Source organism: Methanoculleus sp. MH98A, from assembly GCF_000691865.1.
GTDB lineage: Archaea > Halobacteriota > Methanomicrobia > Methanomicrobiales > Methanoculleaceae > Methanoculleus.
In genome coordinates, this window is the sequence record NZ_JMIO01000002.1 from 1 (window position 1) to 13417 (window position 13417).

A 13417-nucleotide genomic window follows, 5' to 3' on the forward strand; every position below is an offset into this window, starting at 1 on the left:
GGAAATACTTTTTCTCGGAAAAGCCCGAATGGAAAATGTCTGGATCCATTTTTATGGCCGAATTTCACGATTATATCGCGGCCCGGTCGTGTTGCGGCAACAGGAGTTCTTCGTTTCAGGGGCTGCGATTCCCTATTGAGCGTGGTAAATGCGAGTTGGCAAATCGGTTCGATGCAATGCAGATTCGATATTCATATATGATGCGACGCAGATACCTCAGTGAGATATCTCGGGGTTAATCTGATGAGCCGTCATCCCTTCATGGAAGAGAGTGCCCAAAGGCACATCGATGAGGTCCGGTCCGTTGTCGGTGTTGCCGCATGCGCTCTCGTATCCAGTGATGGCAGAATTTTGGGTAAACACTTCCCGGAAGGTGACCTCACGTCGTCGCTTTTTGCAGCGATGTCTGCAACGATCCTCGCATCGGCAGAGGCGGCCTGCGGCAGCGTCGATGTAGAGCGACCGTTCCTGGTCGCCGTTGCCTCGGCCGACGCTACAATCCTCATCGTGAGTGTCGGGGAGGCCGCCCTGATCGCGGCGGTAATTGATAAGTCAGCGGATCTACCAACCGTACAGAGACAGTTATTGGACATAGCAGTCAGGATCGGAGAGGAGGAGGCATGATGTATACGATACTGGTTGTCGACGATAGCCCCATGATCGTCGATGTTTTTGTTACCATGCTGGAGCGTGGCGGCTATCGGCCGATCACCGCCTTCAGTGGCGAGGAGTGTCTTGAGGCCCTGAATGCGACCCCTCCCGACCTGATCCTTCTGGATATCATGATGGAACCGATGGACGGCTGGGAGACGCTTGAGCGGATCAAGGCCAACCCTGCAACGCAGGATATCCCCGTCCTCATGCTGACCGCAAAACCCCTCACGCCCGAGGAGGCGAACGAATACGGTTCCTACATCGAGGACTATATCCTCAAGCCCACCACCCATCACCAGCTCTATGAGGCCATCGAGCACGTGCTGGCCCGCCGGCACTCCATCGCCGCCGACATCGAGCGGGCGCGCGAAGCCGGCGTGGACTCGCAGCTCGTCGACGAGTACGAACGTCTCGCAAAGAGTGTCGATATCAACCGCCGCCTCTTAAAGATTCTTGAGACCACCTACAGCATCAAAGATGCCCGGGCGGGCATGGGCGAGGATATCACGAGGGCCATAAAGAGCATGGCGGCGAGCATCAAGATTCAGGAAGAACGGCTGAATCAGGTTCGCACCCAGTTTGACGAGCTCTTCGTGGCGCGCTGATCGTCCTCGCTCTCAAAATCAGGATTTTTGCGCCCCATCCGGTATCGTTTCGGGTCGCTGCTCCCGCCCCTAGCGGCTATCCACGCGTTCCTGCTTCCCGATATAGACGATCGCGATCGTCAGCACGAGGATCGCCACGAGTGTCATCCCGATATCGACGGGTTCGAGGGGTTCGACCCCGAAGGTCAGCACCCGCCGCACCATTGCGGTGATGCCTGCAATCAGGATCGGCGTCACGAGCACTCTGTTTGTCCTGAAATACGCCGTCACCGTCTCCAGGATCTCCACGATGATGAGGGTCAGGAGGAGCGCGTGCAGCACCCCGAGTATGCCCTGTGTCATGTCTTCGGCGTGAACGAGCGCTACTACCTGGAGAATGACGTCGTAGAACGAGAATATCGCGAGCAGGGAGAGCGAGACGGCGATGAGCATGTATATGCTCAGCGTTACCCATGATATTGCTGATATGGCCTTATCTGCATGGGATTTGGAAGGAATCATGGGGCACCCTGATCCGGGAAATACGTATATAGACGGGATGTCCGAGGAGCATTAAACATTCCGGTAAGTCTGCAGTGGGTTGATAATTGAAAGGTTTATATCGTTAGACTGCGAATGATATGATACGCCTGCAAGTAAGTTATTTATACTATTCTCGCATTGTAATAATGCTGGATGGCAGTACGCGCGGGGCCTATAGCTCAGTTAGGTAGAGCGCCTGGCTTTTAACCAGGTGGTCGGGGGTTCAAATCCCCTTGGGCCCGTTGCCATGGGCGATGTCTATGGATTTTAACAAGGTGATGTATCTGATACGCAACTTTTTCGTCGGTGAGGTGTAGGTGATGGGGACTTCACTTGACGTACTCAACCATGAGATGGTTCCGGACCATCAAATTATGGGCGAAGAAGAGGTCGCCGACCTTCTTGCGACGTACCATATAACTCTAGAGCAATTGCCGAAAATCTACCACGACGATCCTGCAGTGAAGACTATCGGTGGCGAGGTCGGGAACGTCATCCGGATCATTCGCGACAGTCGCACCGCGGGCAGAGCCGAAGCCTACAGGCTCGTTGTGAAGAGACCGAAGAAATAAATTCAGAGGCCGGGAGCTGATCCATCTGTTAGACAGAAGTGTTTTGTCGAGAGCATATTTTGCGCGGGAGCACGTAGCGCGCCACCAGTTAGACTCTTATAACAATTTCCTCCTGCACAACCTTCAGAAAGTCGTCGACGAGCAGCGCATCATCGAGACCGATATCGAGACCCGCGGGAAGGGAAAGGAGGCCGTATGGGTTGAACTGGGCAAGGTCGAGGTGAAGAAACCTCTTGTCCGTGAGGCGGACGGATCGCAGTCCGAACTCTTCCCGAGCGAGGCGCGCCTGAGAAACCTCACGTATGCGGCACCCATTCAACTCGAGATGACGCTTGTCCAGGGCGAAGAAGCGCAGGACCCGATCGTCACCATCATCGGGCAGTTGCCGGTGATGGTGGGCTCGGCCGCCTGCAACCTCTACAACATGAGCGACGCCGAGCGGATCGAGCACGGCGAAGACCCTCTCGATCCCGGTGGCTATTTCGTCGTCAACGGCACGGAACGGGTGCTGATGACGCTCGAGGATCTCGCCTCGAACAAGATCATGACCGAGTTCACCGAGCGCTACAACGAGCGGATCTACGTAGCGAAGGTCTTCTCGCAGTACCGGGGCTACCGCGCGCTCGTGATCGTCGAGCGGAACAGGAAGAACCTGCTCGAGGTCTCGTTCCCCTCGGTCGCCGGGCACCTCCGCTTCGTCGACCTGATGCGGTCGCTGGGGCTGCAGGGCGACCACGACATCGTGGAGGCGGTCTCCACCGACGAGGAGATCCTCACCTTCATGATGCAGAACCTGGAAGAGAGCGAGTGCGACACCGTCGACGACGGCGTCATGTATGTGGGCAAGAAACTCGCACCCAACCAGACGCGGGACTACCAGCGGAAACGTGCGGAGTTCGTCCTCGACAACTACCTCCTGCCGCACTTGAACTACCTGATGCCGGTGGGCCTGAAAGAAGAGGATCCCGGCTACCGGGCGGCAGTCGAAGGCGTCCGCCTCGCAAAGGCGCACTTCCTCGGCCGCATGGCCGAGGCCTGTTTCGACCTGGTGCTCGATCGGCGCCGGATCGACGACAAGGACCATTACTCGAACAAGCGGTTGAAACTTGCAGGCGACCTGATGGAAGACCTCTTCCGGATATCGCTCAACCGTTTGACGCGCGACGTGAAGTACCAACTCGAGCGCGCCAGCATGCGTCACCGCGATCTCTCGATCGGGACCGCCGTGCGCGCGGACGTCCTGACCGAGCGGCTGCTGCACCCGCTTGCCACCGGCAACTGGGTGGGCGGGCGCACCGGCGTCTCGCAGCTCCTCGACCGGGTGGATCACATGGCGGTGCTCTCGCACCTTCGCCGTGTGATCTCCCCGCTCTCCCGCTCGCAGCCTCACTTCGAGGCCCGTGACCTGCACCCCACCCAGTGGGGGCGGATCTGTCCGAGCGAGACACCTGAGGGTCCGAATTGTGGACTGGTGAAGAACTTCGCCCAGATGGTCGAGATCAGCAAGGGCGTAATCAACGAAGAGGAAGTGAAGAACATTCTGTACGATATGGGCGTCATCGCCCTCCGGAGAGAGACGGCATGAGACAGTCACGTGTCTTCGTCGACGGAGCCCTTATCGGGCTTGTGGACGACCCGCGGGAACTGGTCGAGCGGATGCGCGAAATGCGCCGGCGCGGCGAGATCTCCTCCGAGGTCAATGTATCCTACAAGGAATTCAACAACGACGTCATCATCCATACCGATCGCGGCAGGGCACGCCGGCCGCTGATCGTGGTCAGGGACGGTGTGCCGCAGGTAACCGACGACGACATCGAGCGTCTCCGAAACGGCGAGACAATCTTCGAGGACGTGGTGCGGAAGGGCGCGATCGAGTTCGTCGACGCCGAAGAGGAGGAAGACCTCTTCATCGCCATCAATGAGGCGGACCTCACTCCCGAGCACACGCATCTCGAGATCGATCCCTCCCTCATCCTGGGTATCGGTGCGGCGCACGTCCCGTTCCCCGAGCACAATGCCAGTCCCCGTGTCACCATGGGCGCCGGGATGGTCAAGCAGGCGCTCGGCTTCGGGGCATCGAACATGAAACTCCGCCCCGACACCCGGGGGCACATGCTCCACTACGGCCAGAAGCCGCTCACCTTCACCCAGACATCCGACGTGATCGGCTCCGACGATCGGCCCGCGGGCCAGAACTTCGTCGTCGCCATCATCTCGTATGAAGGGTTCAACATTGAGGATGCGCTCATCATCAACAAGGCATCCATCGACCGCGGCCTCGGACGTTCGCACTTCTTCCGCACCTACGACGGCGAAGAGCGGCGATACCCCGGCGGCCAGGTCGACCGGATCGAGATCCCGGACGAAGAGGTCTCCGGCGCGCACGGTGCCGAGTTCTACGCGAACCTGGACATCGACGGCGTCATCAATCCCGAGACGGTCGTCCGCGAGAAGGACGTGCTGATCGGGAAGACTTCTCCGCCCCGGTTCCTCGAAGAGCCGACGAGCGAGCTCATCGCCGTCGAAAAGAGGCGCGACACCTCGGTCACGATGCGGAGCAACGAGCACGGCATCGTGGACACCGTCATCATCACCGAGGGCGAGAACTCCTCGCGCCTGGTGAAGGTCCGGACCCGAGATCTCCGGGTGCCGGAGGTCGGCGACAAGTTCGCGTCCCGGCACGGTCAGAAGGGCGTCATCGGGCTGATTCAGCCTTCGGCGGATATGCCGTTCACCGAGTCGGGCATGACGCCCGACCTGATCATCAACCCCCACGCCGTCCCGAGCCGTATGACCATCGGGCACATGCTCGAGATGCTGGGCGGCAAGGTCGGCTCGCTCGAAGGGCACCGGATCAACGCGACCGCGTTCCGCGGCGAACGCGAGACGGCTCTGCGGAGTTCACTCAAAGAACTCGGTTTTTCGCACAACGGCCGCGAAGTCATGTACGACGGTATCACCGGCCGGCAGTTTGCGGCCGATATCTACATCGGCGTCATCTACTACCAGAAACTCTACCACATGGTATCGAGCAAGATGCACGCGCGGTCGCGCGGCCCCGTGCAGGTGCTCACCCGCCAGCCGACCGAAGGGCGTGCCCGCGAGGGCGGTCTCCGGTTCGGTGAGATGGAGCGGGACGTGATGATCGGCCACGGCGCGGCGATGGCCCTCAAAGAGCGTCTCCTCGACGAGTCGGACAAGGTGACCCAGTGGGTCTGTGCGAAGTGCGGCATGGTGGCGATGGTTGATAGGAAGAGGAAGGTGACGCGGTGCCTTGCCTGCGGCAGTGAGACTGATATCTACCCGGTCGAGATGAGCTACGCATTCAAGCTCCTCCTCGACGAGATGAAGAGCATGGGCATCGCTCCCCGCCTGAGACTCGACGATATGGTGTAAGAGAGGGGGCACAATCAAACTATGACCAGTCCAAAACGTGTTGGAAGGATCGAGTTCGGGCTCTTCTCCCCGAAGGAGATCCGCAAGATGAGTGTTCGAAAGATCATCTGGGCGGACACCTATGACGACGACGGGTTCCCCTACCCGCAGGGCCTGATGGACCTGAACCTGGGCGTCATCGACCCCGGTCTCCGGTGCAAGACCTGCGACCAGAAGGCGGCCGACTGTCCGGGCCACTTCGGGCACATCGAGCTCGCGAAGCCCGTCATTCACGTCGGCTACACCCGGCTGATCCGGAAACTCCTGCGGGTGACCTGCAGGTCGTGCTCCCGGCTGCTGATGACGTCCGAGGAGGTCGAAAAGATCATCGGCCACGAGGACAGCGAGCTCGCGGGCGAGATCGTCTCCGAGAAAGATATCAAGAAAGAGCGGGTCTGCCCCCACTGCGGGGAGCAGCAGCTCAAGATCAACTTCGAGAAACCCACCACCTTCTCCGAGGTCTTCGTGGAAGACGGGCGCAAAGTCGAGCACAAGCTGACCCCGGCCGATATCCGGGCGCGTCTCGAGCGGATCCCGGACGACGATCTCCGGGCTCTCGGGGTCAACCCGGATGTCGCGCGCCCGGAATGGACGATCCTCACCGTCCTCCCGGTCCCGCCGGTCACGATGCGGCCCTCGATCATCCTCGAGAACGGGCAGCGATCCGAGGACGACCTGACCCACAAGCTCGTGGACATCATCAGGATCAACCAGCGGTTCAAGGAGAACCAGGACGCCGGTGCGCCCCAGCTGATCATCGAGGATCTCTGGGAACTCCTGCAGTACCATGTCACCACCTACCTCGACAACGAGGTGGCGGGGTGCCCGCCTGCCCGGCACCGGAGCGGTCGGCCCCTAAAGACCCTGTCGCAGCGTCTCAAGGGGAAAGAAGGCCGGTTCCGCGGCTCGCTCTCGGGTAAGCGTGTCAATTTCTCGGCCCGTACGGTCATCTCTCCCGACCCGAACCTCTCCATCGGCGAGGTCGGGATACCGCTCGCCATCGCAAACGAGATGACGCTCCCGATCCGGGTGACCCAGTTCAACCTCGAGGAGATGCGGCAGTACATCTTAAACGGCCCCGAACGCCCTACCATCCGGTCGCCCTGCGGCGCAAACTACGCTATTCGGCCGGACAACCGGAGGATGCGCCTGTCCGAGGCGAACCTCGAAACGGTCGCGGAGATGATCGAGCCGGGCTGGACGGTGGAGCGGCAGTTAAAGGATAACGATATCGTTCTCTTCAACCGGCAGCCCTCGCTGCACCGGATGAGCATCATGGCCCACCGGGTCGTCGTGATGGACGGAAAGACGTTCCGGCTGAACCCGGCCGTCTGCCCGCCCTACAACGCCGACTTCGACGGCGACGAGATGAACCTGCATATCCCGCAGACCGAGGAGGCGCGGGCCGAGGCCGAGATCCTGGTCTCGGTGTCGTCGAACATCCTCTCGCCGAGGACCGGCGGCCCGATCATCGGTGGTATTCACGACCACATCTCGGGCATCTTCCTCCTGACGCATACCGTCCGCCACTTCAGCAAGGAAGAGACACTCTACCTCACCCAGCACCTGGATATCGAGCACCTGCCCGAGCCGGACCGGATGGACGAGAACGGCAACCCCCTCTGGACGAACAAGCAGGTTTTCTCGCTCGTTCTCCCCGACGACCTGAACATGGTCTTCAAGGCCTCGTCGTGCCAGAACTGCGAGACCTGCCGCCGTGAGATGTGTGAGAACGATGCGTTCGTCCGGATCATCAACGGGAACCTGATCTCCGGAACCATCGACAAGAAGGGGATCGGTGCGTTCGACGGTCAGATCCTGCACCGGATCATCAGGCAGCACGGCATGAAGCGGGCTGCCCGGTTCATCGACGACGTGACCAAGCTCTCGATCCGGGGCATCATGCTCGAAGGGTTCTCGTTCGGTATCGACGACGAAGACCTGACCCGGACGGAGTACGGCCAGATCGACGAGGTGCTCAATACCGCCATCAGCGACGTCGACCGCCGGATCAAGATCTACAACGAGGGACAGCTCGAACCGATGCCGGGCCGGACGCTTGAAGAGACGCTCGAGATGCAGATCATGCAGGTGCTCGGCAAGGCCCGTGACCGCACCGGTGAGATTGCCGGCCGGCACCTCGGGATGGACAACAGTGCCGTGGTGATGGCGGTCTCCGGCGCCCGTGGGTCGATGCTGAACCTGACGCAGATGGCCGGATGTCTCGGACAGCAGTCCGTCCGTGGCGAGCGGATCATGCGTGGCTACGAGGACCGGACGCTGCCGCACTTCAGGCGGAACGAGCGCGGTGCGGAAGCGCACGGGTTCATCACCAACAGTTACAAGAGCGGTCTTTCCCCCACCGAGTTCTTCTTCCACGCCATCGGCGGGCGTGAGGGTCTTGTGGACACGGCGGTCAGGACGTCGCAGAGCGGGTACCTCCAGCGGCGGATGATCAACGCCCTGCAGGATCTCAAGGTGGCGTACGACGGCACCGTCCGGACGACGGGTGGCCGGATCATCCAGTTCCGCTACGGCGAGGACGGAACCGACCCCGGGAGAAGCAGTTACGGCGCCCCGGTGGACGTGAAGGGCATCGTCGAGAGCGTGCTAAAGGAGGAGGTCAAATGAACAGCGACATGGAGCAGCGGATCGATACCCTCGAGCTGCCTTACCGGACGCGGGAGGACCTCAAAGCAACTCTCGCGGATCAGGATGTCACCGAGGAGCAGTTCGAGCAGATCCTCGAGATGGTCTTTTCGGAGTATCAGAAGAGCCGGATCGAGCCCTGCGAGGCGGTCGGAGTCGTGGCGGCGCAGTCGATCGGCGAGCCCGGCACCCAGATGACGATGCGTACGTTCCACTACGCGGGTGTGGCCGAGATCAACGTTACCCTCGGTCTCCCCCGCCTGATCGAGATCATGGACGCCCGGCGCGAGCCGAGCACCCCCACGATGGCGATCCACCTGCTGGACGACTGGGCGTTCAACCGTGACCGCGCCCGTGAGGTGAGCTGGCAGATCGAGGCCGCGCCGCTCCATGAGTTCGGGGATATCACCATCGACATGGAGAACATGCAGGTTCTCGTCATGCTAAACAAGGCGGTCTGCGACCGGCGAAAGATCTCGATCGACGAGATCCTCGAGACGGCGCCGAGGAAGATCCGCGAAAAGCGGCACTTCCGCGACTTTGACGTCGAGGGGGACCCGAAGAGGGCCTCGCTCACGTTCACCCCGAAGAACCGGGAGAGTTACCAGAACCTCTTCCAGCTCGCGGAACACGTCAGGCACGTCATCGTCCAGGGCATCGACGATATCGAGCGGGTCGTCGTCAGAAAGGAGGGTGGAGAGTATATCCTTTATACTGAGGGCTCCAACCTAAAAGATGTCTTCGAAGTCGAAGGAGTCGATACCTCCCGCACCCGGAGCAACAACATCAGCGAGATCGCCGATGTGCTCGGTATCGAGGCCGGCCGGAATGCAATCATCCAGGAGGCCTTAAGTACCCTGAACGAACAGGGTATCGGCGTCGATGTCCGTCATATCATGCTTGTCGCAGATATGATGTGCATGGAAGGCGAGGTCAAGCAGATCGGCCGGCACGGTATTGCTGGCGAGAAGGAGAGTGTCCTTTCCCGGGCTGCATTCGAAGTGACGGTCAACCATCTGCTGGATGCTGCAATCGCGAACGAGGTGGACGAATTAAACGGCGTCACCGAGAACGTGATCGTGGGCCAGCCTATCCAGCTTGGCACCGGTGATGTGAAACTCATCGCAAAACCCATAAACCTGAAAATCTAGGAGAAATCATAATGGACTTTAATGCTTCGCTACGCAAAGCCGTGAAGACTGGTACCGTGTTCCTCGGGCGAAACAAGACCCGGGAATCCATCGAGTCAGGCAAGGCCAAACTTGTCGTGGTTGCCAGGAACAGCCCGGAATCCGTTAAAAATCTCGTGAATGAGATCGATACCCCTGTCTACGTTTACGAAGGCTCGAGTGTCCAGCTCGGGAAAGCCTGCGGCAGGCCGTACGTCGTCAGTGCGCTCGCCGTGGTCGAGCCAGGAGAATCCGATATCCTGAATGCTGCGAGAGTGTAGACGATGCCACAGGTTACGCTGACTGAGGAGTGCATGCGCCTCATCTCCCAGTTCGAGAGCCTTACCGGCGCAGGCAGCCGCGATTGCATCGTCGATAACCGCAACGAGCGGATCATCTTCGTGATCAATCCCGGCGATATGGGACTCGCCATCGGCAAGAGCGGGTCGAGCATCAAGAAGGCTTCCGACGTGATGGGGAAGCGCATCGAGGTCGTGGAATACTCCGCGGACCCGGGCCAGTTCCTCCGGAACTGCTTCCTGCCCGCCCAGGTCACCGGCATCGACTTCGACACGAACGAGGAGGATCAGCAGGTCGCCCTTATCGAGGTCCGGGACGAGGACCGGGGCCTTGCCATCGGCAAAGCGGGGAAGAATATCTTCAAGGCAAAAGTACTCGCACAGCGCCAGCACGACATCGCCGATGTCCAGCTGGTGCAGGACGAGACTGCCTGAACACCTTTTTTGCAGTAATCCGGCGACATCCCGGGGTATCCCGGGGCGGTAGGTGACCGGTTCTCCCGGGGGCGATTTGCGGGGGAGGTTTCGAGCGCGCTCCTGCCCGGAAATTATTTATACCGGTATGCGCTCCATGAGACTCACATGAACCGAGTCCCCGCCCGGATAGTGAAGCCTGCGCCACCTACGGCAGAACCGGCGAACAGGGTGCGCGGAGTTCCCGGATACCGGGGGGAGTGCCGTTGAAGGGATTTCTTCTCATTGTCGGGGCTCTGGTGCTCTGTATCGTTATGGCCGGCCTTCTCACATCCGCTCTCGCCGGCTCCGACGAGAACGGCACCGTCGATGCACCGGGCGAGAAGCCCGCCGTTAATAAAGTGCCGGTCACGCCTGCGGAGGGCCCGGCGCCTGAAGAGTCGGAGGAGAAGACCGCAGCACAGAAGGAGCCCGAGATCCTGATAACCGGAGAGGCCACGCCTCCAGCCGAAGAGGAGTTGGAGACCCGGGAGCCGACGGAGACGACTCCGGCAACCTCTACGCCGTCTCCGGCTATAACGACCCTGTCGCAGTTTGCCGGGGGGACGGTTGCGAACGGCAACGAGACCGGAGATGCGGAAACAGAGGAGATACCGGCGGAAGAGCCGTCCCTGAACGCAACAACCACCACCGAATACGTCGACGACTCCGATGACGATGAGGAGGATGAAAGCCCGGTACCGACTCTCGAGCGGTATGCCCCGCCGCGACCGAGCGCGACGATGGCGAAAGCGCACTATTCTCACGACCGGCCGCTGGTCCAGAGCGGCCATCAGATCGTCAATCCCGGGTTGCCGTACACCTCCGGGGAGAACGAGACCGGGATACCGTCCGCCGCCGCCGTACCGCGCGACGGTCTCTTCGTCAGGGGTATCGGTGTGCTCCTCGACCGGACGCCCGAAGATGTCGCCCTCACCCGGAGCGGGGTGGAGATCGCGAATCTTGACTGGCTGCTCGACCCGGCGATGCTTCTCGGCGGCCGGCACCCGCGGGCGGTCTTAGAGGGGGAGAGATTCACCGTCACCGTGACGGTCGAGGCCAGGAACGTGACGATCACGGAGGAGAACCCCGCCTACGTCGTCCTGGTGCCGCCCCCGGACGAGACCGGGGTCTATGAGATCACGCGGACCCGTGAGTTTCGGACCCTCGGGGACGGGGAGCGCGGCGTCTGGGAGTTCTCGGTCGTCACCCGCACCGGGAGGCTGACGCTTGCGAACCTCACCCTCCCCGAGGAGCGGCTGGTCACCAACCTGACGTCGAACCCCAACCTCTTCGCCTTCCAGGCATACGCTCTTGCCGGCGACCAGGAGGTGCCTTCATCGGGCTTCTCCGACCCGGTGCTTGCAATCCGGCGCGACGGGAGCGCGGAAACGGCGGAGGTGTCTTCCCTCCCCGGACTCTACGCGCTTTCGGGCGTCGAGAACTCGATGCTCAGTCCGTCGGAGACGATGGCCGGGGCGTGGGCGCGGGGCGTCGATCACGATGCGATCGTTGCCGCGGCGGTCGGGGATCTCGAGGCCCTGAGCACCCTTGGGAAAGAAGAGATCGCGGCTGTTTACGACCTGGAAGGAGGGGGCGCGGGTGGAGCGCAGTCCGCGCCCTCGCCGTCGATATTCGACCAGATCGTGGAGTTCTTCGAGGGCCTGTTCGGGATGAACCAGGAACGTGCTTCGTGAGTGGAGGCGGGGCACTCCTTTTCCCCTGTTCCTGTCTGGACGCCCGATCAACCTCCGCTCTTTCAGAGCATCGCCTTCGCACCTGACGGTGCTCGACCTCCGCCTGCCCCTAGCGGGGCACGCATCGCCGCTCGAAAACGCTTCGCGTTTTCTCAACCTCCGCTCTTTCAGAGCATCGCCTTCGCACCTGACGGTGCTCGACCTCCGCCTGCCCCTAGCGGGGCACGCGTCGCCGCTCGAAAACGCTTCGCGTTTTCTCAACCTCCGCTCTTTCAGAGCGTCGGTTCTCTGAACCTCTTCCAGAGATACGCGAGCCCGAAGCACCCCGAGAGCATCATGTCCCCGAATGGCGCCGCCTGGTAGGCCTCCGGCAGCAGCCTGAGCCGGTTCGGGCCCGTGACCGCCACGGCACCGGCGGCGAGGGGCTTTCTGACCGCCGCCCCGTGCCCCCCGTCGTCGAAGACCTCTTCCGAGGTCAGCGTGCCGTCGGCGAGCTGCCGGATGTAGTGCTGAAGTTTCGCAGGATCGAGCGCGCCGGTGTGGTGCTCGAAGAGGCCGTGGATCTCCTGCCCCTTCAGGGTGAAGCAGAGGGTGTGCCCGTTCCCGGCGTTGACGAGGGTCACCCCGGTCTTTGCCATGCGCCGAACCTGCGGGTCGCAGAGCGCCCCGATGAGGGCGGCCGGTCCGGTGTCGGTGACGAACGCTCCCGGTGCCTGGCTCAGGACGGCCTGCATCCGGGTCATATCGGCGAGCGGCGGGTCGCTCGCGAGCGAGAGGAGGTCCCAGTCCCCGGCGTCCAGCCGCTCCCGCATCAGTTCGAACCGATGGATGCGGTTGCTCCGGTGCGGCGAGTAGCCGTGGTCCTGGACTGCTATCGCCACGTTCTGTGGGTAGTCCACGCCGAAGAGGGAGAGCGCCTGCCTGAGTTCCGGTTCCATGTAGTCGGTGGTGCGGACGACCGCCGCGTCTCCCGGGGGGGTGGCGCGGATCTCAACTCCAAGCGCCCGCACCCGTTCCGGGTCGTCGTGGAGGGTAAGAGCGGCCTCTGTCGTGGCGTAAACGGGCAAACCTGCCGCCAGATGCTTCCGTATCGCGCCGGTGTTCGCGCCGCCGCCCATCAGGTACCCGTCCAGGAAGACCGGGCGCCCCGCCCGGGTCGCCTCCCGGATCTTCGCCGCCGCCACCACGGTCGGGGAGGGGAGGACCAGTTTGATGCTGTTCTCGATCGAGCGGCCGGGCTCGTAGACCAGGATGTCCTGGGTACCCCTGCCGACATCGATGGCGAGTAATGTTGTTTTCAGGTCGATCATGGATGGCCTCTTGCATGTCGCCGCGGTGTCATGCCGGGCGGTTCCTAACTGA

At 61.5% G+C, this 13417-nt stretch carries 12 protein-coding genes and 1 tRNA gene; 11 read left to right on the forward strand and 2 right to left on the reverse strand.

The window, feature by feature from the left end; all coding sequences use genetic code 11:
- The first annotated feature begins 243 nt into the window (after positions 1-243).
- Both EI28_RS00165 and EI28_RS00170 read left to right on the forward strand, forming a co-directional pair.
- A complete protein-coding gene (locus tag EI28_RS00165; protein ID WP_048111684.1) occupies positions 244-624 on the forward strand; it encodes a roadblock/LC7 domain-containing protein in 381 nt (126 codons plus the stop codon).
- Entirely contained in the window at positions 624-1259 is a 636-nt protein-coding gene (locus EI28_RS00170) for a response regulator (protein WP_048111686.1), read from the forward strand. Before EI28_RS00165 ends, EI28_RS00170 begins: the two co-directional genes overlap by 1 nt.
- Before the next feature lie 69 nt (positions 1260-1328).
- On the opposite strand, the gene EI28_RS00175 is transcribed toward EI28_RS00170, so the two are convergent.
- Positions 1329-1691: a phosphate-starvation-inducible PsiE family protein gene (locus EI28_RS00175; RefSeq protein WP_231476496.1), complete on the reverse strand. Its 363-nt coding sequence runs from the start codon at positions 1689-1691 to the stop codon at positions 1329-1331.
- A 258-nt stretch (positions 1692-1949) separates the two neighbouring features.
- On the opposite strand from EI28_RS00175, the gene EI28_RS00180 reads away from it, so the two are divergent.
- From EI28_RS00180 to EI28_RS00220, 9 genes are all read left to right on the forward strand, one after another.
- Positions 1950-2023 (forward strand) — tRNA-Lys (locus tag EI28_RS00180).
- Between the two features lie 78 nt (positions 2024-2101).
- Entirely contained in the window at positions 2102-2353 is a 252-nt protein-coding gene (locus tag EI28_RS00185; RefSeq protein WP_048111689.1) for a DNA-directed RNA polymerase subunit H, read from the forward strand.
- Positions 2354-2396: 43 nt separating this feature from the next.
- Positions 2397-3938 carry a DNA-directed RNA polymerase subunit B'' gene (locus EI28_RS00190; RefSeq protein ID WP_048111690.1) on the forward strand — a complete coding sequence of 514 codons (1542 nt, stop codon included), beginning with the start codon at positions 2397-2399 and terminating at the stop codon, positions 3936-3938.
- Positions 3935-5749 carry a DNA-directed RNA polymerase subunit B gene (gene rpoB, locus EI28_RS00195; protein WP_048111691.1) on the forward strand — a complete coding sequence of 605 codons (1815 nt, stop codon included), beginning with the start codon at positions 3935-3937 and terminating at the stop codon, positions 5747-5749. Before EI28_RS00190 ends, rpoB begins: the two co-directional genes overlap by 4 nt.
- A gap of 21 nt (positions 5750-5770) precedes the next feature.
- A complete protein-coding gene (locus EI28_RS00200; protein WP_048111692.1) occupies positions 5771-8419 on the forward strand; it encodes a DNA-directed RNA polymerase subunit A' in 2649 nt (882 codons plus the stop codon).
- A gap of 8 nt (positions 8420-8427) precedes the next feature.
- On the forward strand, positions 8428-9588 hold the full coding sequence (gene rpoA2, locus EI28_RS00205; RefSeq protein WP_369792226.1) for a DNA-directed RNA polymerase subunit A'': 1161 nt from the start codon (positions 8428-8430) through the stop codon (positions 9586-9588).
- Between the two features lie 11 nt (positions 9589-9599).
- Entirely contained in the window at positions 9600-9887 is a 288-nt protein-coding gene (locus EI28_RS00210) for a 50S ribosomal protein L30e (RefSeq protein WP_048111695.1), read from the forward strand.
- A gap of 3 nt (positions 9888-9890) precedes the next feature.
- A complete protein-coding gene (locus EI28_RS00215) occupies positions 9891-10340 on the forward strand; it encodes a NusA-like transcription termination signal-binding factor (protein WP_048111697.1) in 450 nt (149 codons plus the stop codon).
- 245 nt (positions 10341-10585) lie between these two features.
- Positions 10586-12055, forward strand: coding sequence for a hypothetical protein (locus EI28_RS00220; protein WP_048111699.1), 1470 nt, complete (start codon positions 10586-10588; stop codon positions 12053-12055).
- A gap of 272 nt (positions 12056-12327) precedes the next feature.
- On the opposite strand, the gene EI28_RS00225 is transcribed toward EI28_RS00220, so the two are convergent.
- On the reverse strand, positions 12328-13365 hold the full coding sequence (locus EI28_RS00225; protein WP_048111701.1) for a DUF1786 domain-containing protein: 1038 nt from the start codon (positions 13363-13365) through the stop codon (positions 12328-12330).
- Positions 13366-13417 lie beyond the last annotated feature (52 nt).

Coding starts and splice junctions, on each gene's coding strand:
- EI28_RS00165 (WP_048111684.1), top strand. CDS start 244: ATGAGCCGTCATCCCTTCATGGAAGAGAGTGCCCAAAGGCACATCGAT.
- EI28_RS00170 (WP_048111686.1), top strand. CDS start 624: ATGTATACGATACTGGTTGTCGACGATAGCCCCATGATCGTCGATGTT.
- EI28_RS00175 (WP_231476496.1), bottom strand. CDS start 1,691: ATGCTCATCGCCGTCTCGCTCTCCCTGCTCGCGATATTCTCGTTCTAC.
- EI28_RS00185 (WP_048111689.1), top strand. CDS start 2,102: ATGGGGACTTCACTTGACGTACTCAACCATGAGATGGTTCCGGACCAT.
- rpoB (WP_048111691.1), top strand. CDS start 3,935: ATGAGACAGTCACGTGTCTTCGTCGACGGAGCCCTTATCGGGCTTGTG.
- EI28_RS00200 (WP_048111692.1), top strand. CDS start 5,771: ATGACCAGTCCAAAACGTGTTGGAAGGATCGAGTTCGGGCTCTTCTCC.
- rpoA2 (WP_369792226.1), top strand. CDS start 8,428: ATGGAGCAGCGGATCGATACCCTCGAGCTGCCTTACCGGACGCGGGAG.
- EI28_RS00210 (WP_048111695.1), top strand. CDS start 9,600: ATGGACTTTAATGCTTCGCTACGCAAAGCCGTGAAGACTGGTACCGTG.
- EI28_RS00215 (WP_048111697.1), top strand. CDS start 9,891: ATGCCACAGGTTACGCTGACTGAGGAGTGCATGCGCCTCATCTCCCAG.
- EI28_RS00225 (WP_048111701.1), bottom strand. CDS start 13,365: ATGATCGACCTGAAAACAACATTACTCGCCATCGATGTCGGCAGGGGT.